The 22,282-nt window shown below is 66.5% G+C and carries 19 protein-coding genes, 1 tRNA gene and 1 pseudogene; 16 read left to right on the forward strand and 5 right to left on the reverse strand.

Annotated elements, in window-relative coordinates:
* Positions 1-190 precede the first annotated feature (190 nt).
* The 3 genes and pseudogenes from OHS18_RS48645 to OHS18_RS48650 all read left to right on the forward strand — a co-directional run.
* Complete coding sequence (locus OHS18_RS48645; RefSeq protein ID WP_442875441.1) at positions 191-418, forward strand: hypothetical protein; 228 nt, start codon at positions 191-193, stop codon at positions 416-418.
* Positions 393-1,466 carry a tyrosine-type recombinase/integrase gene (locus OHS18_RS38315; protein WP_328614069.1) on the forward strand — a complete coding sequence of 358 codons (1,074 nt, stop codon included), beginning with the start codon at positions 393-395 and terminating at the stop codon, positions 1,464-1,466. Before OHS18_RS48645 ends, OHS18_RS38315 begins: the two co-directional genes overlap by 26 nt.
* Before the next feature lie 375 nt (positions 1,467-1,841).
* A pseudogene (locus OHS18_RS48650) lies at positions 1,842-2,108 on the forward strand (helix-turn-helix domain-containing protein); the annotation flags it as partial.
* A 303-nt stretch (positions 2,109-2,411) separates the two neighbouring features.
* On the opposite strand, the gene OHS18_RS38320 reads toward OHS18_RS48650, so the two are convergent.
* A complete protein-coding gene (locus OHS18_RS38320; RefSeq protein ID WP_328614070.1) occupies positions 2,412-3,965 on the reverse strand; it encodes a hypothetical protein in 1,554 nt (517 codons plus the stop codon).
* 106 nt (positions 3,966-4,071) lie between these two features.
* Here OHS18_RS38320 and OHS18_RS38325 point away from each other — a divergent pair, with 106 nt between their 5' ends.
* The 3 genes from OHS18_RS38325 (at position 4,072) to OHS18_RS38335 (ending at position 8,156) form a co-directional block, all read left to right on the forward strand.
* A complete protein-coding gene (locus OHS18_RS38325; RefSeq protein ID WP_328614071.1) occupies positions 4,072-4,422 on the forward strand; it encodes a hypothetical protein in 351 nt (116 codons plus the stop codon).
* On the forward strand, positions 4,415-5,440 hold the full coding sequence (locus tag OHS18_RS38330) for a hypothetical protein (protein WP_328614072.1): 1,026 nt from the start codon (positions 4,415-4,417) through the stop codon (positions 5,438-5,440). Before OHS18_RS38325 ends, OHS18_RS38330 begins: the two co-directional genes overlap by 8 nt.
* A gap of 934 nt (positions 5,441-6,374) precedes the next feature.
* Positions 6,375-8,156: a hypothetical protein gene (locus OHS18_RS38335; RefSeq protein WP_328614073.1), complete on the forward strand. Its 1,782-nt coding sequence runs from the start codon at positions 6,375-6,377 to the stop codon at positions 8,154-8,156.
* Positions 8,157-8,486: 330 nt separating this feature from the next.
* On the opposite strand, the gene OHS18_RS38340 is transcribed toward OHS18_RS38335, so the two are convergent.
* The 3 genes from OHS18_RS38340 to OHS18_RS38350 all read right to left on the reverse strand — a co-directional run bounded on the left by OHS18_RS38340 (position 8,487) and on the right by OHS18_RS38350 (position 9,902).
* Positions 8,487-8,726, reverse strand: coding sequence for a hypothetical protein (locus OHS18_RS38340; protein ID WP_328614074.1), 240 nt, complete (start codon positions 8,724-8,726; stop codon positions 8,487-8,489).
* A gap of 284 nt (positions 8,727-9,010) precedes the next feature.
* A complete protein-coding gene (locus OHS18_RS38345) occupies positions 9,011-9,556 on the reverse strand; it encodes a hypothetical protein (protein ID WP_328614075.1) in 546 nt (181 codons plus the stop codon).
* Between the two features lie 163 nt (positions 9,557-9,719).
* The gene (locus tag OHS18_RS38350; protein ID WP_328614076.1) at positions 9,720-9,902 is read right to left on the reverse strand and encodes a hypothetical protein; all 183 of its coding nucleotides are present in this window, start codon (positions 9,900-9,902) and stop codon (positions 9,720-9,722) included.
* A gap of 21 nt (positions 9,903-9,923) precedes the next feature.
* Here OHS18_RS38350 and OHS18_RS38355 point away from each other — a divergent pair, with 21 nt between their 5' ends.
* The gene (locus tag OHS18_RS38355; protein ID WP_328614077.1) at positions 9,924-10,565 is read left to right on the forward strand and encodes a hypothetical protein; all 642 of its coding nucleotides are present in this window, start codon (positions 9,924-9,926) and stop codon (positions 10,563-10,565) included.
* A gap of 228 nt (positions 10,566-10,793) precedes the next feature.
* Here OHS18_RS38355 and OHS18_RS38360 read toward each other — a convergent pair.
* A tRNA-Ala gene (locus OHS18_RS38360) sits at positions 10,794-10,866 on the reverse strand.
* Between the two features lie 280 nt (positions 10,867-11,146).
* On the opposite strand from OHS18_RS38360, the gene OHS18_RS38365 reads away from it, so the two are divergent.
* From OHS18_RS38365 to OHS18_RS38405, 9 genes are all read left to right on the forward strand, one after another.
* Positions 11,147-13,360, forward strand: coding sequence for an RICIN domain-containing protein (locus OHS18_RS38365; protein ID WP_328614078.1), 2,214 nt, complete (start codon positions 11,147-11,149; stop codon positions 13,358-13,360).
* A 240-nt stretch (positions 13,361-13,600) separates the two neighbouring features.
* Positions 13,601-14,728, forward strand: coding sequence for an ABC transporter substrate-binding protein (locus tag OHS18_RS38370; RefSeq protein ID WP_328444155.1), 1,128 nt, complete (start codon positions 13,601-13,603; stop codon positions 14,726-14,728).
* A gap of 52 nt (positions 14,729-14,780) precedes the next feature.
* Positions 14,781-15,659: an ABC transporter permease gene (locus OHS18_RS38375; protein ID WP_328614079.1), complete on the forward strand. Its 879-nt coding sequence runs from the start codon at positions 14,781-14,783 to the stop codon at positions 15,657-15,659.
* On the forward strand, positions 15,656-16,459 hold the full coding sequence (locus OHS18_RS38380) for an ABC transporter permease (protein WP_247061559.1): 804 nt from the start codon (positions 15,656-15,658) through the stop codon (positions 16,457-16,459). The genes OHS18_RS38375 and OHS18_RS38380 overlap by 4 nt, the downstream gene beginning before the upstream one ends.
* On the forward strand, positions 16,459-17,517 hold the full coding sequence (locus OHS18_RS38385) for an ABC transporter ATP-binding protein (RefSeq protein ID WP_328614080.1): 1,059 nt from the start codon (positions 16,459-16,461) through the stop codon (positions 17,515-17,517). Before OHS18_RS38380 ends, OHS18_RS38385 begins: the two co-directional genes overlap by 1 nt.
* Positions 17,517-19,043, forward strand: coding sequence for a TIGR03767 family metallophosphoesterase (locus OHS18_RS38390; protein ID WP_328614081.1), 1,527 nt, complete (start codon positions 17,517-17,519; stop codon positions 19,041-19,043). The genes OHS18_RS38385 and OHS18_RS38390 overlap by 1 nt, the downstream gene beginning before the upstream one ends.
* Positions 19,044-19,104: 61 nt before the next feature.
* Positions 19,105-19,668 carry an HdeD family acid-resistance protein gene (locus tag OHS18_RS38395; protein WP_328614082.1) on the forward strand — a complete coding sequence of 188 codons (564 nt, stop codon included), beginning with the start codon at positions 19,105-19,107 and terminating at the stop codon, positions 19,666-19,668.
* A 15-nt stretch (positions 19,669-19,683) separates the two neighbouring features.
* Positions 19,684-20,610: a ribonuclease Z gene (locus OHS18_RS38400; protein WP_328614083.1), complete on the forward strand. Its 927-nt coding sequence runs from the start codon at positions 19,684-19,686 to the stop codon at positions 20,608-20,610.
* A gap of 9 nt (positions 20,611-20,619) precedes the next feature.
* Positions 20,620-22,272, forward strand: coding sequence for an FAD-dependent oxidoreductase (locus OHS18_RS38405; protein ID WP_328444143.1), 1,653 nt, complete (start codon positions 20,620-20,622; stop codon positions 22,270-22,272).
* Positions 22,273-22,282: the final 10 nt, after the last annotated feature.

The following is a 22,282-nucleotide window of genomic DNA, read 5'->3' on the forward strand; positions in this document are numbered from 1 at the left end:
GGAGGTCGTTGTGGCGTAGGTGGAGCAGTGCGGCAACAGGTCGTGGCGCGTGAGATATCGAGGGCAAGGTTTCGGCGTTCGGTCGGTGTCCGGATTTGGCTCGCGGCGTGGGGCTACGGCCTACGCCGCTGGGTTGGAGGTGGATCGGCGCCGGCGGGTGTGGATCGATCCGGCCGACAGCGCGGTCACGGTGGCTGAGTGGGTGGCGCGGTGGTTCCTCTCGCTGGATCTGGATCCGCGAACGATCGAGAGCTATCGCAGCCGGTTGCGGTGTCACATCCTGCCGAAGTTCGGCGACCTGCCGTTGGGTGGGTGTGACCGAGTGGGTCCGGGAGCTGGAACGAGCGGGGTACGCCCCGTCGACGGTAAGTGCACAGCTGAATCTTTTGTCGATGTTGCTGACCGATGCAGCCGCTGAGGGGCTGATTCCGTTCAACCCGGTGCGCCGGGGCCGGCGGTCACGACGCGCCGTGCCGGAGCGGATCTGGGCGACGCCGGAGCAGATAGTGCGGATCGCCGAGCAGGCCGGTGTCCTCGGTGGGCCGATCGCGCGGCTGCTGGTGATCACTGCGGCGTGGACCGGGTGCCGTTGGGGCGAGTTGGCCGGTCTGCACCAGGACAACGTCGATCTCCGACGTGGCGTGATCGTGATCGATCCGCTGGTGGGTGCGCTGCATGAGTCGGGGTCGATGCGATGGCTGGGCCCGCCGAAGACCCGGGCCTCGGCGCGGACGATCGCGTTGCCGCCGTTCCTGGTCGCGCTGCTGCGCGAGCACCTCGCCCGGCACCGGTACGAGTTCGTGTTCACGACGCCGAGCGGGACGTGGTTGTGGCGCTCGACGTTCCTGCGGCGCGTATTCCGTCCCGCGGTCGACGGCAGCGACGCCTCCGGGGCGAAGGCGGGCTGCGCGGCGGTCCGGCCGGGGTTGACGTTCCACGGGCTGCGGCACAGCCACAAGACCTGGCTGATCGCCGGCGGCGCACCGGAGATAGCCCAGGCCCGCCGGCTCGGGCATCACCTGGACAATCGGGTGGTGGAGACCTACTGCCACGTCGCGCCAGAGGTCGAGCAGCGGCTGCTCGACGATCTCGAGCGCCGCTCGCACACCGCGGCCCCGCCACCACCGACACCATCACCGAGTGTGGTCGACAGTAGGCGGGTGGCGCCGGTTGTCCCCCTCTTCGCCACGGTGGGGGTCACCCGCCGGACGGGCCCGCGAACAGCAGGAACACCGCGCCGACGCCATATCGAGGGTGGGGTCGTGCTCCAGTTCTGCCCCAGCAGGAGCAGAAGATCACCGCGCAAGCCGATCACCGATGATCGAACCCGGAACGCAGAAAACCCCTCCGGCCAGCTACAACGGCTGAAACGAAGGGGTTTCTTACGATGTGGAGCTAAGGGGACTCGAACCCCTGACCCCTCACTGCCAGTGAGGGTCGATCATGGCTCTGACCTGCGGCGATAGAGAATCGCCTAGTCGGATGATGCGCTTGATCGCCGTTTCTTGCAACCGTGTTTTGTTCAGTGCAGTTGTAACAGGGGTCTGCCCCAGCTGTGCCCCAGTGAAATTGGTGAGAGGACTGCGCCGCGCGTGTGTCGAACATCTGGCGCATTCGGCAAGTGACGTGAGCTTGGATCCGGCCGATCAGGATCTCGCAGCCGGTGTAGTGCAGCCGACCAACGTTACGAGCGACCTTTGGCTAGCGAGCCCCGTCTCGAGCCGAGGTGCCGATGAGGTTGGCTCGCCAGGGCCCACGCTATGAGGCATAAGAGTGCGTTCCCGAAAGGGGTGCTTGGGCGCGTAGCCGAGATGCAGGTTGAAGCGACCAGGCTGGCCGCGATGAGTCCGTCCTTCCGTCCGCTGCTGTTCCTTGGGCGACGCGATCTTCTCACCCGAGATGCGCCGAGCCGCCGCGCTCCTGCGTGCAGCCGCCGAGACGGTCACCGGCCGACCCTGTTCGCCGCGCACGCGGCCCTGCCGTGGCCCGCCGAACCCCGGCTGATCCTGTGGCCCGCGCAGACCCTGCTCAACGAGTACCGCGGCGACGCTCGCGTGGCCGCCCTGCCGACGGCTGGCCTCAGCGGCATCGAAGCGCTCGTGACCTACGCCGCCTCTGGTGCAGTCCCCGCCGAGACCCCGCGCACCTCCCAGACTTGGTCCGAGGCTGGAGCGGAGCCGCGCCGACCCGACATCCCCCGGACGACGCGCCCGCCTAGCGGAAATCGAGAAAACGACCGAAGAGAACAGCAGGACTTATTGGGTGCACATCGGCGAGGCCGCCTGTACCGAACTGCAAACCTGGTACTCCCGTTCAGCCGGGCGCTCGCGAAGAAACTTATGCCCTGGGCACTGGCGACGCAGCGGGAGTACTTCAGGTCGGTCAGCGAGGCGGGCCGCCGTCGCGCGGTCTCATCGGCGCGCACTGCGCTGGGCGGCCGATGGCAAGTTCAGCCACCACGTCACCCGTTGGCTCACTCTGGCGTCGGCACGCAGGGTCCAGAGGGTCGCGCGGTCCTGATTCATACCGGCCGCGTAGGCGACCGCCCTGACGATTTCCGGCGTCGGGTGCAGTGCCAAGACCCGCAGCCAGGTCGCGACGTCGGTACGACCGGGTAGGTGGGCCAGTCCCTGAGCGGCTGCGACGACGGCGCCGGGAGCCGGGGTCGTCAACACGCCCTCCAGGGACGGTCGATGGGTGGCGTCGCCGAGGCCGCCCACGAGATCGGCCAGCGCCGCGACGTCGTCGGGCTGGCGGGCGCTGTCCAGCTCCGCGAGGTGCCGGCAGGCGGCCGCCACGAGCCCCGCGCGAACCGGCGACGCACCGAGCACGTTGCCTGCGATGACCTTCGCGTCGCTGTTCGTGCTGTACATCGCCTGGTGGATGAGACTGGGGAGGGTTGAGCCGTCGTCTTCGTCGGCGTCCTGGACGGCTTCGGTGAGCGTGGCGACCACGGAGGCGTTCGACGCGGGGGTGATCAGGGCGCGGTGGTCGAGAACGGCACGAAGATCCAGCTCCACCCGCAGCCCCCGACGGACATGGCGCACGCCGGTGTCGAGCGTGTCGGCGGGGCAGGTGGCGAGGAGGTCGGCCGCCGCTCGCCGGACCGCTTGCGGCTGTCCCGGGTCGAGAAGGTGCCCGGCGGCCACGGCGGCGATGCGGCGCACGACGTCGTCCGACGTGGCGGTGGTGCGTACCGACCAGGCGACCATCGCCGCGCGCAGGTGGTGCTCGTCGAGCGGGTGCCGGAGCAGTCGCATGAGCAGCGGCTGGGCCGAGGGTTGTGGATTGGCTGCCAGGAGGGCCAGTGGATCGGCGATCACCTGACAGGACTGGGCGGTGACGAACCCGGCGATCACCGGCACGAGTGCGCGGGCGGCTTCCGGATGGTGGTGGAGGCGGTGGAGGGCGGCCAGCCGGTGGAGGTAGTGCCAGCTCACGGAGACGGACATCTCGGTGAGCAACCGCGTCACCAGCAGGTGCCAGTCCCGCGTCGGCAACAAGTTCCCGGAAGTGACGAGGAATTCGATGAGTTCCAGCCAGTCGACGCCGCTCAGTTCGTCTGAGCCGAGACCACGGTCCAGTAGGTCCGACATGCGGGAGCGCACGGACGGCGCCGGGTGGTCAGCGGCGCGGTTCGGTCCGTGCCCCAAACTCGTCAGGACCGCTGCGAGTTGCCCCGCTGGCAGATCGCACAGCTTCTCGTAGCGAGCGACGGCCGCCGCCGGCATCCTCGTGGTCAGCCGCTCCCAGCGGGATATCGTGCTCGCATCCGTGCCCGGGTGCGAGGGCCCGTTCAGTGCCGTGGCGAACCCGCGCACCGTCGACAGGGCTGGATCGGGCGAGTGCGTCCGGCACGTCCGCAACAGCCACCGCGCCGCGCTCTGGTGGGAAACGGCGCCGAAAAGATCTCTTTCGATGTCGTCGGGGACAGTGTTCGGCCTGCCTCGTCGCCGTGGGGTCACGCCGCCAATGTTGCACCAGCGGATCGGTGACGCAACAAAACCCGGCGCCGCGTGTTCAGGACGTACATTTCGATGTTCACCCTGAAAGACGAACCGGGGGCGTCGCATGCAGATGAACGAGACGGAAGAGGATCTCGAAACGATACGGATACTGCAGGAAAATCTCCGGAAGGCCCTGGGTCGCTGGGATGCGACCGAGGAGGAGTCCAGGGACTTCGGCGGTCTCGTCCCGGTCGTCGACGAGCTCGAGGACGCGCTGGGAGGACTACAACGGCGCCGCTCCAGGGCAAGCGCCGCCCGGCTGTGCCGTCTCGGCGGCCGGGCCGCTTTGGCGGCGGCCCTGGTGTTCCTGCTGCTGGCGGCTTTCGGTGGATGGAACACGGTCTTGCTCGTCCTGACGGTGGTGGCCGTGACGTCCGGCGCCGTCCTGCTCGTCGTGGGAGGCCGACGTGCCTGACCGTCGCACCGAGTTTTCGATGGCCCTGCGCCGTTTGAACGAATGGGCGTCGAGCATCCGGCGTACATTCGACGACCCGAGGATCCCCGGCCCGATCCGGGACTCCTTCAAAACCGTCGTGGCCGTGTTCGAGGACGCGATCCAGGCCGTCGCAAGCGAACTGGAAAAGATCCGGGGTGAGCTGAACAGCACGAGGATGCTCGTCGACGAACATCACAAGTCTGTGGGCAAGAGCTTCACCGCGGTGCGGCGGGAGGTTGCCTTGGTCGCGAAGAACGCGGAGAGCGCGCAGCGCCAGTACGTCGTGCTGAACCGGCAGATGCGTCTGAGCCAGGTGCAGGGAAGGAAGGCCGACATCGACGACTGGGCGTCCGGTCAGGCCGAACTCGGCGTGCAGGTGGCCGAGGGCAGGGAGGCAGCGCAACGGTTGCGCGGTACGACGGGAACCCAGGAGCCAGCGGCCCGGATTAAGCGGTACCGCGACGACAACGCCGCGTACCAGCGTCATCTGCACGAAGCGGTAGCGGCCGCTCGTGATCTGGCCACGGTGGATCCGACGACGAGCAGGAGGGCACTGGCCGGACTGCTAGACCGGTGGGCCGGCAACCGGACGGAAGCAGCACGTCTTGCTCGGCTGCTTCCCCCGGCGATGGCCGACGCGTGCCGGGCCCAGGCAGACCTGGACATCGCCGAACAGCAAAGGGCCGACCTCCGGCACCGCGCCGAGCTGGGGGATCAAGCGGAACGCATCCTGTACCAGAATATCGACGCGTACCTCTATCCCGTTCTCGACGGCGGGCTGGTGCTGCCCATCTGGTTGGACCTGGCTCTGGGGTGCGGCATCGCCGGCCGGGACTGGCGTGACTGGCTGGACACTGCCATCCGCCTGATCCACTATCGGATTGTCTACCGCGTGCCTTCAGGATGCGACGCACTCGGCCCACGCCCGACGACCGAGGGACGGCAGAGCACCGAGTACGACCGGCTGCGCGCGGACTGCGCTGCGTACCACCTCTGACTTAGGTGACCTCTTCGTCAGGGTGTCCGGTTGGTGTTGTACCTACTCGGCGGCGGACCAGCCTTCTGCTCAGCAGGATTGGACACCTGGCCAACGTCAGCGGGAGCGGCTCGAACCGGCCGCCCGGTGACGGTGGACGACTTGTCAGGGGCATGAGCGGACGAGACGTGCAGCTCGATCCGATTCAGCTCGTCGCGTAGCACGCTGAAGCGGTGTGCGCACGCTGGCACCCGGAGGTCGCGGTCGATGCGGTGCTCTATCGCTGACCACCAGATTCCGTGCGCGCGTCCCAGCATCAGCACTCGGACGACGAGGCTCGACGCGTGCAAAGATTGTTGAACTCGGTCAGCGTGGCGAGCAGATCAGCGACTGGCCAACGGTCACCGAGGCCGGCTTGCACGTCGAGTCGGGCAAGGTCATCGTGTCGATGCTGGACTATGGGGACTCGATCCCTCGAACCGCTGTTCCCGGTTGGGGACTACTCAGCGCGTGTCTATGCCAGGGGTTTTCCACCATATCGAGTGACGGCATCCACGGCGAAGACCTCTATCATGTGGTCATGTGGCCAGGAGATGTCCAAGCTCCGGTTGTGTTGAAACAGCACACCGAACCGCTGCCTGGGGCTAAGCCGACGGGGCAAGATCACAGACAGCGGCAATTTTGCAGCCGAGCAATCATGCGGTGATAGCTGCCGCCCACGAAGGCACTCACGTGATTGGGTGTACGTGAGGCTGCTGAGCATTGCACACTGAATGCATTGCGATCAAACCTGATGCAACCTCCCCAAGTAGTGAGACGAGCTGTGTCAAACGCTGACAACGAAAAGAGCGACCGAACGCTCATACCTGACATCGCACTCTCCGCCGCAGTGGACTGGTATCTCGCTGGCAAGCACGTCCGTCGCAACTCCTGGTTGCAGCAAGCGAGAAGCTTCGTGGATCACCTTGAGTTTGTAGCGAGACGAGGAAAAAAATCAGATATCTTCATCTGTTACTCCGAACTGGCTCGGAGGGTGGCGCTTCCTTGGCATCGAGTCTCAAGGCGCAAGTTTGACTCTCTGCTAAATATTACGTCAAAGGCATGCATCGACCTTGAGCTACCTCTCATAACGGCACTTCTTATACTCGACGATAACTCAGGCCCAGGGGAAGACTTTTATCAAATTGCCACGACACTCGGGCGCAAGGATCAGTCACAAGGACCTGACCGGTTCTGGGTATCAGAGCTAGACTGTGTTCACCGTATTTGGCGGAGAGTCGGCTATCCAGTTGCATACACCTCGAAGTACATCACGACCGATGCCGCCAAGCACTACTGGCAACTCCTCGCCGCAGATTTTCGTCTGGAAGTCAATCGAGTAGAAGAAGCACTTCGCCTGCGGGATGCGAGCGCCCGACTAGAGGAGGCGGAATCCGTCAGCAGCCTCATGAATTTGCATGAGTTTCCCATGCTGATCGTCGCATATCACGCCTTTGTTGAGATAGAAGATAGTCTTGAGCAACTCGGAATAGCGGCCGATCGAATGGTCAACCTGATCGGCGGATCCACGAGAAACGCAGACCTCACGCCTGAGCACAGTTTCCAGGCGGACAATTCTGGCCTTATCATCGTTCCGGATAGCGCCTTGCAGCTGATCACAGTTCTATCTTCGTTTGCCGCAAAGTCAATAGACTCAATTAATACAGCCATCCTTGGACACTTTGAGACCCAGATGGCAGACGAGGTTGATCCCCAAAAGCTGATACACGAAGATGATGCATATTCTCTTGCTGCTCTCCTTCGATACGATCTCCTGCATCGACGCATGGATGATCCCGGCCCCGGTCTCGGTTTCAAGCTAGACGAACGACAAGAAGAGACCGCAAGTCTCATTAATTTTTACGCAAACAAGTTTGTCTTTGCGCACGAAGCATCTCACCACATCTTGGAGCACCGTCTCAATAACAACACGGCGGAGGGCACGCGTTCGCCCGAAGAGGAACAGCGCCTTGAGTCAGAAGCCGACCAGCTAGCACTAGATATCATGCTGGCGAACGAGGCCCCTACAACTCAGCCGGTCGCACTCTGGGGCGCGCTCGTGGCAATCCTCGCAGTCGACATCGGCGAACGCGGTTTGCTGATCCGTCAAGGAAGCACTCATCCGAATCCACAAACCCGGATAGTCGACCTTATGCGAAGGGCTGCCCACTTACCCTCAGAGTTGCTTCTTGCCGGATCAGTTCAACTCAGCCAGGCCGTTGACCTCGCTACTAATTTTACAGCTCACTTCCCCCATGTCGGCTGGGACCGCATAGATGCCGATCCAGAGATCAGGACAGATCTCCTTGATTGGGATCACCTTGAAGCGGTTGCCCAAATTGATCAAATGCAATCGCTTGGCGACCCTGAGCATCTCCAATTTTTTGAACGATTACGGGACCTGGGGTATGTCGACCTGACTGAAGGTGTGAAGGCGGCATTGAATGGGCAAGTGAGACGCGCACTTGAGGAGTGGGGCGTAAGTCGATGGAATGTCAAGCATATTCTTGACCCTAACTCGGCCTTAGCATACTCTAGTCTGCACGCAGCCATTGTTGAATGCTCGGCCCTGACTGGCATGAATGACGCGGGTAAAATGACCGGCACGCCCGAAGACCTGTATACCCTGAAAAGCATTTGCGCAAGTGCCGCCACTACTGTGCTAGCCCGAAAGATTGGAAGTAAAAATGTCAGCTAATACCGACTTCTCTTCCTATGACGAGATGGACGAAGACGAGCTCTTCGATGCGCTCGGCGAGAGTCTACTTGGAGACGGTTCCGGTATGGGTACCCGTGACAGAGGTCGGAACCATCGGTTTGGAAAGCAATGGTTCCAGGAGCACCTTCCCGAATTCCGGACTGCGTTGTGCAAAAAAGGCGCAGTGAAGCGGGCTATCCACTCAACTGTGCCTGTCGAAGCATCGACAGTTTTTGACGCATTGGCAACATCCGTCGGGCACCCAGCCTATACGATCGCGGCGGTTCTCATTGCTCGCCGAGGACTTCAGTGGCTTTGCACTGGAATCTCCTAGGATGACACCGTTGACCACTTTCGTCGGCCCTTGGGAAGACCCGCCGCTGACGTCAATCGTCTTGGCCGGAATCGGTGCCGCTGACGCCCGACGCGAGACGCAGCTGGACCGGCGAAGTAGTCGATCACGTTGACGCGGCGGATGCCGGCGTTGGCGTAGTCGAACTTGACATGGACGCCCTTGGTTGGTCGCGGGATGTCGAGATAGAGCAGGCGGCCGTGGCGTTGCACCAGCACGCGGTGTAGGAGATGGCCACATCGCGGCCGACTACTTCCGGGCCGAGGCTCACGGTCGCCTGCTGGCTGCCCTCCCTGGTCGAACGGCGGATCTTCCTGTCGTTGCCGTCGACCGACAGGCGAACCAGCGTGAAGACTTCAGGGTCGGCGGCGTCGAGAGGTACCGATGTATCGAAGTACCACCGCCCGGCGGCGGTTGGATCGCGCCGCAGGTCTCGGTACTCCGACTCATCGGACAAGCAGACAAAGCGCATCGTCGAACTGACCGGACGTACCTTGTACTCCTACCGAACCGTGGCGACGAACATCGACCCGCGCCCCTGAGTCGGGCCAGCTTTCCACGAACTCAGTGACACCGAGATGTCAACGTCCCGCCATCGCTGCGGCGAGCGGATGACTTGTTCGCGGAGATCGGCGTAAGCCTCTGCCGCCAGCTCGGTGTCATCAACGCGCAGACCAATCGTGTTGGCCGCAATCCGGTCGAGGGTCTCATCTGAGGCGATGTTCTTTAGCTGGCCGGGGCTGGCCGCAAAGCTGTCCAGAACAGCATCGACAAGCGCAGGTGCTTCTTGCCGTAGGGCATTGCGAAAGTTCTCGGTTGCTCGAGCCTCTGCTTCTTTGTGGGCGTAGTACTCGAAGATCAAGCCGAAAACGCCTAGGCCCAGAAACGTGCTGCCAAGTTCTTTCGTCGGCCATCCCGCCAGCCAGCTCAACGTCGGCACGCCCTCGACGTGCCGTGCCAGAAAGAGAAGTGCAACACCGATCACGGCGGTCACGAGGCCGGCGAGCTGGAGCTTGGTCTTGTAGAGCTGGTCGAGTAAATGGTTCATCTGCTACTAGTTTATTTGAATCTCTACACAAAAGGCAAAGGGCAAAGATCTTATCCAAAGACAACGACCCCCTCCGGCTAGTATCCCAGTCCGCCTACTTCGGATTCGGATAGCGACCGTCGCTCCTGAAGAGATGACCCAGCCACAGGCGAGTATAATTTGGCTAAAATACCAATAGGTAGAACTTCGCCAGAAAAACACGGCTATACCGCCGCAGCGTTGCATCTTCACCCTGCCTGAACGCATCAGGGAGCAATTCAGGGATAATGATGCGGCCATCATTATTTTTAGTGGCAACAGTGTCGCTGACGCTCTGTTCGCCAGCAGCGACATCGACATTTACCATCCCAATGCAGCTAACAGGTTGTTGAAGTACTCCATTTATCGTGCAGGTGCCCGTTTCTCTGGGCATCTCAACCGCGCACTCGACGCGGACGACGACATCGCGGTGAAAGCCGGCCACATCTGGGCCAACGCATCGTTGAACGACCTGCTGCCGGAGGCATGTCCTTCCGACATCGCCGACTTGCCTGTTCGGGCTCGGCAGGGGGCTGCGCAGACCATGGCCACGGCGCCGCAGCGTGCCCACGGAGTGCTCGTGAGGTTGTTCGACGACGGTGACCCGGATGTCCGCAAAGCCGCCGCTGCGGCGATCCGAGTCCTCCACGAGCCCGACTCTGCCTCGATCAGCGAACGCGTTGTGGCGGCATACGCGGCTAGCCGAGCCTTCCTGGACCACTTCGGTGACCTCTTCCACGAGCTCGAGCGAAGCCTGAGACTGCCCTCGACCACGATCATCGCCTGCGAACGCGCCGTGGAGCACGCCGGCGTCGAACTCGGCGATCTAAGCCGTGCTGCCGCTGCCATCTGCCGTGACATCGTCGCCGTCGTGCTCCGGCTCTACCGGCAAGGCGACGCGGCAATGCGCAACCGATGTCTCGACGTCGTGGACAAGCTGGCCGATGCCGGGGCGTACGGGCTGCCGGAGGCGCTCCAATACGAGCGCTGACGGGCGCGGTGTGCGGCCTGATTAAGTACCTCTGGGGATCCACCTGTTCGGGGGACGCTACTGGAGCACTTTTCGTGACCCCATTTCGCCGCCGTCGGCGCGATGCCCCAGTTTGCCCCCAGCTACTCGCCGGTAACTGAACTTCTTCTTGACGAAACTCAAAGTTTGCCGGAACGAAAAACCGCTCAACCTGGAACTTCTGTCCCGGTGAGCGGTGTTTCGTCACTGTGGAGCTAAGGGGACTCGAACCCCTGACCCCCTCACTGCCAGTGAGGTGCGCTACCAGCTGCGCCATAGCCCCGAGGCGAAGGTGAACTCCGCATCTCGTATGGCCATACACTACACGCCGCCCAGAGGCCCCTGACGCGGGGGTGCCCGCATGGTCACCAACTCGGTCGCAACCTTGTGACCTGCAGTTTTAGGACTTATTTTTAGGCGTGTATTGACTCCCGGTGTGTCCGCCGTTACATTTTCGGCGGTTGTGACGCCGAGGTCCCCGCCCGTTACGCCGCGTCTTCACCGGGCATGCCTCTGCCGTTTCCTGCTCGAAGAACGCCGCCTGTGCGGCAGAGGAGGTTTCGATGAAGAGTCCGGTGCGACGGCGGGTGATGACGGTGCTCTCGGCAGCGTCCGCCCTGGTCGCGGGCTTGCTCACCGTCGTAGCGGCGGCGCCGGCGGCTCAGGCCGCGATCACCCCTGACGGGTGGTACACGGTCGCCGCCGTGAACAGTGGGAAGTGTGTTGATGCTCGGGCTGCCGCGAGTGCGAATGGCACCGTCGTGCAGCAGTACAGCTGCAATCAAAGCGCTTCCCAGGAGTGGCAGTTCCAGTCGACCGGGGACGGCTACTTCCGCGTCAACACCCGCAACAACGCCGCCGCGGCCTGGGACGTCACCGATGTCTCGACCGCCGACGGCGGGCTCGTGCAGCTGTGGAGCTACTCGAACGGCCTCAACCAGCAGTGGCAGGCCGTCGACGAGGGCAGCGGGCGGTACCACTTCGTGAACCGCAACAGCGGGAAGTGCCTCGACGTGCCGAGCGCTTCCACCGCCGACTCCGTCCAGCTTCAGCAGTACTCCTGTAACAACACCAGTGCGCAGTCGTTCACACTTACCCCTGTGGGTGGCACTACTCCTCCGACCTCCGGGCAGCCGGACCTCGGCCCGAACGTGGTGATCTTCGACCCGTCCATGTCGAGCTCCAGCATCCAGAGCCGGCTCAACGGCATCTTCGGCCAGCAGGAACGCAACCAGTTCGGCAGCCAGCGCTACGCCGTGATGTTCAAGCCGGGCACGTACTCCAACGACGTGAACGTCGGCTTCTACACGCAGGTGCTGGGCCTCGGGCTGAGCCCGGACGCCGTGACGATCAACGGCGCCGTGCACGTCGAGGCCGACTGGTTCCCGCCGCAGAACGCGACGCAGAACTTCTGGCGTGGCGCCGAGAACCTGTCCGTCAACCCGACCGGCGGCGCCGACCGGTGGGCGGTCAGCCAGGCCGCGCCGTACCGCCGCATGCACGTCCGCGGTGACCTGCAGCTCGACGACGGCGGCTGGGCCAGTGGCGGCTGGATCTCCGACTCGAAGATCGACGGCCAGGTCCGCTCCGGCTCGCAGCAGCAGTGGATCTCGCGCAACTCGCAGTTCGGCAGCTGGAACGGCTCGAACTGGAACATGGTCTTCGCCGGCGTCCAGGGTGCTCCCTCGAACACCTTCCCGTCGCCGCCCTACACCACCGTCGCCTCGACGCCGGTCGTGCGCGAGAAGCCGTTCCTCTACATCGACAACGCCGGCAACTACCAGGTGTTCGTCCCCGGCGTGAAGACCAACGCGGCCGGCACGAGCTGGGCGAACGGCGCCGCGCCGGGCACCTCGCTGCCGATCGACCAGTTCTACATCGCCAAGCCCGGCGCGACCGCCGCGGACATGAACGCCGCGCTGGCCGCCGGGAAGAACCTGCTGGTGACGCCCGGTGTCTACCACCTCAACCAGGCGCTGCACGTGACCCGGCCCGACACCGTCGTGCTCGGCCTCGGCATCGCGACCCTGGTGCCGGACGGCGGCGTCACCGCGATGAACGTCGACGACGTCAACGGCGTCAAGGTGGCCGGCCTGCTGATCGACGCCGGTACGACCAACTCGAACACGCTGATGCAGGTCGGTGCGGCCGGTTCGACCGCCGACCACTCGGCCGACCCGACGTCGCTGCACGACGTGTTCTTCCGGATCGGCGGCCCGGCCGTCGGCAAGGCGACCAACAGCCTGGTGGTGAACAGCAACAACGTGATCGGCGACCACATGTGGATCTGGCGCGCCGACCACGCCGACAACGGCAACAACGTCGGCTGGAGCACCAACACCGCCGACAACGGGCTCACGGTCAACGGCAACAACGTGACGATGTACGGCCTGTTCGTCGAGCACTACCAGAAGACGCAGGTCGTCTGGAACGGCAACGGCGGCCGGACGTACTTCTTCCAGAACGAGATGCCGTACGACGTGCCGAACCAGGCGGGCTGGATGAACGGCTCCACGAAGGGCTACTCCGCGTACAAGGTGGGCCCGAACGTGACGAGTCACGAGGCGTGGGGGCTGGGCAGCTACTGCTACTTCAGCACCAACCCCTCGGTCGCCAGCGCGCACGCCTTCGAGGCGCCGAACACCGCGGGTGTCAAGTTCCACGACATGGTGACCGTCTCGCTGAACTACCAGGGGACGATCACGCACGTCATCAACACCACCGGTGACACGACGCCGACCGGGACCAAGCCGGTCAACCTGGTGAGTTACCCCTGATCAACCGGCGTGCGTCGTGGTGGCGGCCGCGGCGCACGCCGGTCCTCATTGTCCGTAACGGAAGTCCTCACGCGAAATCCGTCGGCCGGGTTAACGGGCAACCGCCGAACGGGCGAAAAGTCTGATTACAGAGCGTGCATGCGTACGGTAGTACATATTTACCGGGAAGTTATGGATTGTTCACCTTGCTCGGGGAGCGTTCGCTCGCACAGCCACCCCGGGTATCGGAGGACGTAGCAAGTGAACAGACGTTTCGCGGCGCTCACCGCGGCGGTCGCCGCAGGTGCCCTGGTACTCACCGCCTGTGGCGGATCTTCCGACAGCAAGGACTCCGGTGCCGCCGGCACCGCCAAGTCGGCCGCCGACCTCGGCGGCCTCGACAAGCTCGTCGAGGCGGCGAAGAAGGAAGGCACCCTCAACGTCATCGCCCTCCCGCACGACTGGGCGAACTACGGCGAGGTCCTCGACGCCTTCAAGAAGAAGTACGGCCTCAAGGTCACCGAGGCCAACCCCGAGGGCTCGAGCCAGGACGAGGTCAACGCCGTCAAGCAGCTCAAGGGCCAGGACCGCGCCCCGGACGTGCTCGACCTCGGCGGCGCCTTCGCGCTGACGGCGGCCAAGGACGGCCTGCTCGCGCCCTACAAGGTCGCGACCTTCGCCGACGTCCCGGACAACCAGAAGGACGCCGACGGCCAGTGGGTCAACGACTACGGCGGCTACATCTCCATCGGTTACGACGCCAAGAAGGTGCCGAACCCGCCGAAGTCCTTCGCCGATCTGAAGAAGCCGGAGTACGCGGGCAAGATCGCGCTCAACGGCGACCCGACGAAGGCGGGCGCGGCGTTCGCCGGCGTGTACGCCGCGGCGCTGGCCAACGGTGGTTCGTTCGCCGACATCAAGCCCGGCATCACCTACTTCGGTGACCTCAAGAAGTCCGGCAACTTCATCCCGGTGCAGTCGAGCGCGGCGACCGTCGAAAGCGGCCAGACGCCGATCACGCTCGACTGGGACTACCTGCAGGCCGGCTACGCCAAGAAGCTCGAGGGCAAGGTCGACTGGAAGGTCGCGGTCCCGGCCGACGGCGTCTACTCGAACTTCTACTGCCAGGCGATCAGCAAGACCGCCCCGCACCCGGCCGCCGCGCGGCTGTGGCAGGAGTTCCTGTTCTCCGACGAGGGCCAGAACCTTTTCCTGAAGGGCCTTTCGCGCCCGGCGCGGCTGCCGAAGATGGAGACGGCGGGCACCGCGGACAAGACCTCGCTCGCGGCCCTGCCGCAGATCCCCGGCGAGACGAAGTTCCCGAGCAACGACCAGATCGACGCGGCCAAGAAGGTCGTCGCGGACGAGTGGGCGAAGGCCGTCGGCTGACGTGACGGCCGAAACCCTCACCACGGCGGCAGGCGCTGGGTCGCCTGCCGCCGTGCCCGTGCGCCCCGGGTTCGTGCGGCGCTTGCTCAAGTGGGTGACCGGCCATCTCGGCCTGCTGCCCTTCCTCGCCTACACCGGAGTCTTCCTCGGCGCGCCGGTGGTGATGGTCGCGGTCGGTGCCTTCCAGGACAACGACGGCGCGTTCACCACCGACAACCTCGGCGCGGCCTTCAAGGACCAGTTCGGCCGGTCGTTCGTGACGTCCATCGAGCTGTCCGCACTGACCGCCGTGGTCGGCGCCGTGCTCGGCGCGCTGCTCGCCCACGCCGTGCTCGGGTCCAAGCCGGACGGCCTGCTGCGCAAGGTCGTCTCCAGCGCGGCCGGCGTGCTGGCCAACTTCGGCGGCGTGCCGCTGGCGTTCGCGTTCATCGCCACGCTCGGCAGCATCGGCATCGTCACCAAGGCGCTGACCGGCCTGGGCCTCGACCTCTACGCGTCCGGGTTCAGCCTGTTCAGCTTCTCCGGCATCGCGATCGTCTACATCTACTTCCAGATCCCGTTGATGGTCATCGTGTTCACCCCGGCGCTGGAAGGCATGCGCGCGCAGTGGCGCGAGGCGGCGGAAAACCTGGGCGCGACGCGCGCGCAGTACTTCCGGCTCATCGCCGTCCCGGTGCTGCTGCCGCCGTTCCTGGCTTCGACGTTGTTGTTGTTCGCCAACGCGTTCAGCGCCTACGCCACCGCGTACGCGCTGACCACCGGCATCATCCCGCTGGTGCCGATCCAGATCGGCTCGCTGGTCTCCGGCAACGTCGTGGCGGACCAGCAGAACCTCGGGAAGGCGCTCGGCCTCGGCATGATCGTCGTGGTCGCGATCGTGATGGCGTTCTACTCGTGGATGCAGCGGCGCGCGTCGAGGTGGCTCGGATGACGAACAAATGGGGTCGCTGGACCATTCTCACCCTGTTCGGCCTGTACTTCCTGGTGCCGATGGCGGCGTCGGTCGAGTTCAGCCTGCGCGACGTCAACGACACGCACAGCTTCGTCTCGTGGAGCAAGCTGCTCGACGAGCCGGGCCTGTTCGAGACGCTGGGCACGTCGTTGTGGGTCGCCGCGGGCACGGTCGTGCTCACGCTGCTGATCATGGTCCCGACGGTCAGCTGGGTGCACCTGCGCAAGCCGAAGCTGCGCCGGGTGATGGAGGGGATCAGCCTGCTGCCGCTGGTCATCCCGCCGATCGTGCTGGTCAACGGCGTGCTCGTGGTGTTCGCGGACGCGCCGGAGGTGATCAACGGGACACCGGTGATCCTCGTGCTGGAGTACGTCGTCCTCGCGCTGCCGTTCACCTACCGCACGCTCGACGCGGGCCTGCAGGCGATCGCGCTGCCGACGCTGGTCGAGGCCGCGCGCAGCCTCGGTGCCGGCTGGGGCACCGTGCTGCTGCGGGTGATCGTGCCCAACATCCGCAGCGCGGTGTTCGGCGCCGCGTTCCTCAACCTCGCGCTGGTGCTCGGCGAATACACCCTGGCCAGCATCCTGCTGATGGACACCTTCCCGGTGTGGACCGTCCAAACCGGACAGTCCGAGGCCGGCGTGTCGGTCGCGGTGTCGCTGTTCAGCCTGTTCGTCGCGTTCCTGCTGCTGTTCGTCCTGTCCCTCGTCGCGGGCCGCCGCCGTCGTGAGCACAACCCGGCCGCGCCCATCGCCCCCGCACCGCAAGGAACCGCCTGATGATCGAGACCAAAACCGGTGCCTCCGTGGAATTCCGCGGCCTGCGCCGCGAGTTCGGCGACGTCAAGGCCCTCGACGGGCTGAACCTGCTGATCGAGCCCGGCGAGCTGGTCGCGCTGCTCGGGCCGTCCGGCTGCGGCAAGACGACGGCGTTGCGCGTGCTGGCCGGCCTCGAGCAGGTCGACTCGGGCGAGGTGCTCGTCGACGGCACCGACGTCGTCGGCGTGCCGGCCAACAAGCGCGACATGGGCATGGTGTTCCAGGCCTACAGCCTGTTCCCCAACCTGACCGTGCTGGACAACGTCGCGTTCGGCCTCCGGTTGCGCGGCCAGGGCACGGTGCCCCGGCACCAGCGCGCGCAGGAGCTGCTGGAGCTGGTCGGGCTGGACAGCCACGCCAAGCGCTACCCGCACCAGCTCTCCGGCGGCCAGCAGCAGCGCGTCGCGCTCGCCCGGGCGCTGGCCATCGAGCCGCGCGTGCTGCTGCTCGACGAGCCACTGTCCGCTTTGGACGCCCAGGTGCGCACCCAGCTGCGGGACGAGATCCGCCGGCTGCAGCTGCGGGTCGGCATCACCACGCTGTTCGTCACGCACGACCAGGAGGAGGCGCTGTCGATCGCCGACCGCGTCGGCGTGATGAAGGACGGCCGGCTCGAGCAGTGCGACACCCCGGCCGCGTTGTACGCGCGCCCGGCGACGGCGTTCGTGGCGGAGTTCGTCGGCACGATGAACCACCTCGCGGGCACCGTCACCGGCGGCGGCACCGAGGTCGACGTCGCCGGGCAGCGGCTGAAGCTGGCCGAGCCGGGGGAGCGGGCGGACGGCGCGGCCGTGCGCGTGCTGGTCCGCCCCGAATCGGTGACGCTCGAACCCGGCGGCCCGGCCCGCGTCACCGACCACAGCTTCCGCGGCGCGGTCACCCGCCTCACGGCGGTGCTGCCGGACGGCACGACGGTGCTCGCGGACCTGCCGAGCGTGACGGCCGCGGAGCTGCTCCCGGGCAGCACGGCGGCCGTCGGCTTCGGCAGCCGCCCGGTCCTGCTGGCGGCGGACGCGTAGTGGACACGACGCGCCGGCGGATCGTCCGGGCCGAGGCGGGCGAGCTGGGTTACCGGCGGCTCGCCGAGGCACCGGGCGAACCGCACGCCGTCCGGGAGGACCTCGCGCCGGCCTCGCCGTCCCGGCCCGGGACGCCGCTGGCGCGGTTCGCGCACCTGTCGGACCTGCACGTGATGGACGCGCAGTCGCCGACCCGGGTCGAGTACCTGGAACGGCACGCCGACCCGGATTCGCCGCTGCGGCCCTACCTGCCGCTGATCGGCACCTACCGGCCGCAGGACGTCTTCACGACGCACGTCGTCGAGGCGATGGTCCGCGCGGTCAACGAGTTCGACGTCGACTTCGCGGTGTCCACCGGCGACGCGACCGACGCCTGCCAGGCCAACGAACTGCGCGCCTACCTGGGCACGCTCGACGGTGGCCCGGTCGACCCCGATTCCGGGAAGCGCGGGCACTGGGAGGGCGTCCACGCGAGCGACCCGGCGACCTACGACGTCCGCTACTGGCACCCCGACGGCACGCCGGAGGGCTGCGAAGACGACCACGCGCGGGCCCGCTACGGCTTCCCGGAAGCGCCGGGCGCCCTCGACGCGGCCGCGCGCCCGTTCGAGGCGACCGGGCTGCGGGTGCCGTGGTACGCCGTCTACGGCAACCACGACAACATGCTGCAGGGCGTCGTCCCGCCGTGGCCGGAACTCGCGGACGTCACGGTCGGCGGGGACAAGCTGACGGCGTTGCCCGCGGGCGACGTCGTCGAGCTGTTGCACGGCTTCGACCAGGCCGAGCGGTACGTCGTCGCGCGGCTGCTGGACGGCGCCACGGTGCCCGTGACGCCCGACCCCGAGCGCCGGCACGTCTCGCGCGCCGAGTGGATCGGCGCGCACGTCGACTGCCACGGCCACGGATACGTCCGGGCGAACGCCGAGTCCGACACCGCCTACTACGCTTTCGACCACGGCGTCCTGCGCTGCCTGGTGCTCGACACGGTCAACCCGCACGGCTTCTGGCAAGGCTCGCTCGACGTTCCCCAGTTCGAGTGGCTGCGGGCGGAGCTGGCGGCGTCGGCGGACCGGCTCGTCGTGCTGTTCAGCCACCACCCCCTCGACACGCTGGTCAACGACCACGGCCCGGACCGGCGGGTGCTGGCCGACGAGCTGGCCGCGCTGCTGCACGCGTCGCCGAACGTCGTCCTCTGGGTGAACGGTCACACCCACGAGAACAAGGTGACCCCGCAGGCGACGTTCTGGGAAGTGACGACGGCGTCGCACATCGACTGGCCGCAGCAGGCCCGGCTCGTCGAGGTGCGTGACAACGCCGACGGCACGCTGTCCATTGTGGTCACGATCGTCGACCACAGTGGACCGGTGACGGGCGGCGGTGACGACCCGATCGGGCTGGCGGGGCTGTCCCGCGAGCTGTCGGCGAACTACTGGCAGCACCGCGACGGCCCCGAGCGGGGCGCCGGGACCGCGGCCGACCGCAACGTCGAGCTGCTGCTCCGGGATCCACGCCCGAACGGGTGGTGAACCGCGCCATCGGCGTCGGATGTCGCGATACTGGGGCTCCCGGAGTGCAAAGGAGCGGGACATGACCGCCTTCGGAATCGTCGTCGAACCCCGCCAGGCCTGGCCGCTGACCGCCGTGCGCGGGGTGTTCGCCGTGCTGTTCGGGATCTTCGCGCTCGTCTGGCCCGGCGAAACCGTCCTCGTGCTGGCCATCCTCTACGGCGTCTACGCGATCGTGGACGGCATCGGCGCGCTGATGCAGGCGTTCCGGCCGGGCGACGGCGCCCACCGCGCGGCCTACGGCGTGCTGGGGGTGCTCGGCATCGTCGCCGGGATCCTGGTGCTGGTGTGGCCGGGGATCACCGTGCTGCTGCTGGCGCTGCTGGTCGGGCTGTGGGCGATCGTCACCGGCATCGCCGAGATCGCCGCCGCGATCCGGCTGCGCAAGCAGATCCAGGGCGAGGCGTTCCTCATCCTGGCCGGCGCGATCTCCGTGCTCGCCGGGATCCTCATCGTGATCAACCCGATCGCGGGCGCGTACGGCGTCGCGCTGCTGGTCGGCATCTACGCGCTGATCTACGGGATCGTGCTGCTCGTGCTGGCCTTCCGGCTGCGCAAAATCGCGAACACACCCGCCGCCGCCTGAGTAGCGTGCGGGGATGTGACCCGCGAACTGGTGGTGCTGGGCACCGCGAGCCAGGTGCCCACACGCCACCGCAACCAGAACGGCTACCTCCTGCGCTGGGACGGCGAAGGCCTCCTCTTCGACCCCGGCGAGGGCACCCAGCGTCAGATGGTGCACGCCGGCGTCGCCGCCACGGACGTCACGCGGATCTGCGTCACGCACTTCCACGGCGACCACAGCCTCGGCCTGTCCGGCGTGATCCAGCGGCTGTCGCTGGACAAGGTGCAGCACCCGGTGCACGCCCACTTCCCGGCGTCCGGCGCGCACTACTTCGAACGGCTGCGGCACGCGACGTCGTTCTACGAGACCGCCGACCTGCGGGAGCAGCCGGTCGAGACCGACGGCCCGATCGCGTCCGGCAAGTTCGGCGTCCTGGAAGCGCGGCTCCTCAGTCACCCGGTCGAGGCGTTCGGTTACCGGCTGATCGAGCCGGACGGCCGGACGATGCTCCCCGAGCGGCTGCGTTCGTTCGGCATCCAGGGCCCCGACGTCGGGAAGCTCCAGCGCGACGGCCGGCTGGGGACGGTGAGCCTGGACGACGTCAGCGTGCCCCGGCGCGGCCAGCGGTTCGCGTTCGTCATGGACACCCGCCTCTGCGACGGCGTCTACGCCCTCGCCGAGGACGCCGACATGCTGGTGATCGAGTCGACCTTCCTCGCCGAGGACACCACCCTGGCCCGTGACTTCGGCCACCTGACCGCTCAGCAGGCGGCGCGGGTGGCCGCCGAGTCCGGCGTCCGGCAGCTCGTGCTGACCCACTTTTCCCAGCGCTACACCGAGCCGCGGCGGTTCTTCGACGAAGCCCGGGCCGAGTTCGACGGCGAGATCGTGGTGGCCCGAGACCTGGAGCGGGTCCAGGTGCCGAAACGCCGGTCCTCCCCAGCGGAGCGCCTCGCGCCGTAGGCTGCAAGCGTGAGCCAGCCGATCCTGATGACCGTCGACGACGATCCCGCCGTGTCCCGCTCGGTCGCCCGTGACCTGCGCCGGCGCTACGGCAAGGACTACCGCATCATCCGCGCCGACTCGGGCGCCGACGCCCTCGACGCGCTGCGCGAGATCAAGCTGCGCGGCGACGCCGTCGCGGCGATCCTCGCCGACTACCGGATGCCGCAGATGGACGGCATCGCCTTCCTCGAGAAGGCGATGGACCTGTTCCCGCACGCCCGCCGGGCCCTGCTGACCGCCTACGCCGACACCGACGCCGCGATCCAGGCGATCAACGTCGTCGACGTCGACCACTACCTGCTCAAGCCGTGGGACCCGCCGGAGGAGAAGCTCTACCCGGTGATCGACGCGCTCGTCGAGACCTGGAAGGCCGTCGGCGACAAGCCGGTCGACGAGGTCAAGCTCCTCGGCCACCGGTACTCGTCGCCGTCGTTCCACATGCGCGACTTCCTCGCGCGCAACGCCGTGCCGTATCGCTGGTACTCGGTCGAGGACGACGAGGGCAAGCGCTTGCTCAAGGCCGCCGACGCCGTCGAAGCCGACATCCCGGTGATCGTCACCCCCGACGGCACCGTGCTCAAGCACCCCTCCAGCGGCGAGATCGCGGACGCGGTCGGCTTGTCGACCCGCCCCGCGCAGGAGTTCTACGACCTCGTCGTCATCGGCGGCGGCCCGGCCGGGCTCGGCGCCGCGGTCTACGGCGCGTCCGAGGGCCTGCGCACGGTGCTCGTCGAGAAGAAGGCCACCGGCGGGCAGGCCGGCACCAGCTCGCGCATCGAGAACTACCTCGGCTTCCCCGACGGCGTCTCCGGCGCGCAGCTGACCGACCGGGCCCGGCGCCAGGCGCAGAAGTTCGGCGCCGAGGTGCTGACCGCCCGCGACGTCGTCGGCCTGGAGGCCCGCGGCTCGTCCCGGGTCATCACCTTCGGCGACGGCAGCGAGATCGCCGCCCACTCGGTGATCCTCGCCAGCGGCGTCACCTACCGGGCGCTGGACGCCGAGGGCATCGAGGAGCTGAGCGGCCGCGGCGTCTACTACGGCTCGGCGGCCACCGAGGCGCCCGAGTGCAAGGGCGAGCACGTCTACATCGTCGGCGGCGCGAACTCCGCCGGCCAGGCCGCGGTGTTCTTCTCCAAGCACGCCAGCGACGTCAGCATCCTGGTGCGCGGCGAGTCCCTGGAAGCGTCGATGTCGCATTACCTGATCGAGCAGATCGCCGGCATCGACAACATCCACGTCCGCACCCGCACCACGGTCAAGCAGGCCCACGGCGACGGCCACCTGGAGCGGCTCACGCTCTGCGAGAACGGCGTCACCGAGGAGGTCGACACCGGCCACCTGTTCATCTTCATCGGCGCGGCCCCCCGCACGGAGTGGCTCGGCGACGACCTCCACCGCGACGAGTACGGCTTCGTCCGCACCGGCCCGGACCTCCTGGCCGCCGGGCAGCGCCCGAGAGGCTGGACGCTGGACCGTGACCCGCATTACCTCGAGTCGTCGATCCCGGGCGTCTTCGTGGCGGGCGACGTGCGGTCCCAGTCGGTCAAGCGAGTGGCGTCGGCGGTCGGCGAAGGCGCGATGGCCGTGACGCTGGTACACCGGTACCTGGAGGAACATTGACGTCCTCCCC

The organism is Amycolatopsis sp. NBC_00355 (genome assembly GCF_036104975.1).
Classification (GTDB): Bacteria; Actinomycetota; Actinomycetes; order Mycobacteriales; family Pseudonocardiaceae; genus Amycolatopsis.

Coding starts and splice junctions, on each gene's coding strand:
- OHS18_RS38395 (WP_328614082.1), top strand. CDS start 19,105: ATGACCGCCTTCGGAATCGTCGTCGAACCCCGCCAGGCCTGGCCGCTG.
- OHS18_RS38385 (WP_328614080.1), top strand. CDS start 16,459: ATGATCGAGACCAAAACCGGTGCCTCCGTGGAATTCCGCGGCCTGCGC.
- OHS18_RS38350 (WP_328614076.1), bottom strand. CDS start 9,902: ATGGTAAATGTCGATGTCGCTGCTGGCGAACAGAGCGTCAGCGACACT.
- OHS18_RS38315 (WP_328614069.1), top strand. CDS start 393: ATGTTGCTGACCGATGCAGCCGCTGAGGGGCTGATTCCGTTCAACCCG.
- OHS18_RS38325 (WP_328614071.1), top strand. CDS start 4,072: ATGCAGATGAACGAGACGGAAGAGGATCTCGAAACGATACGGATACTG.
- OHS18_RS38345 (WP_328614075.1), bottom strand. CDS start 9,556: ATGAACCATTTACTCGACCAGCTCTACAAGACCAAGCTCCAGCTCGCC.
- OHS18_RS38365 (WP_328614078.1), top strand. CDS start 11,147: ATGAAGAGTCCGGTGCGACGGCGGGTGATGACGGTGCTCTCGGCAGCG.
- OHS18_RS38380 (WP_247061559.1), top strand. CDS start 15,656: ATGACGAACAAATGGGGTCGCTGGACCATTCTCACCCTGTTCGGCCTG.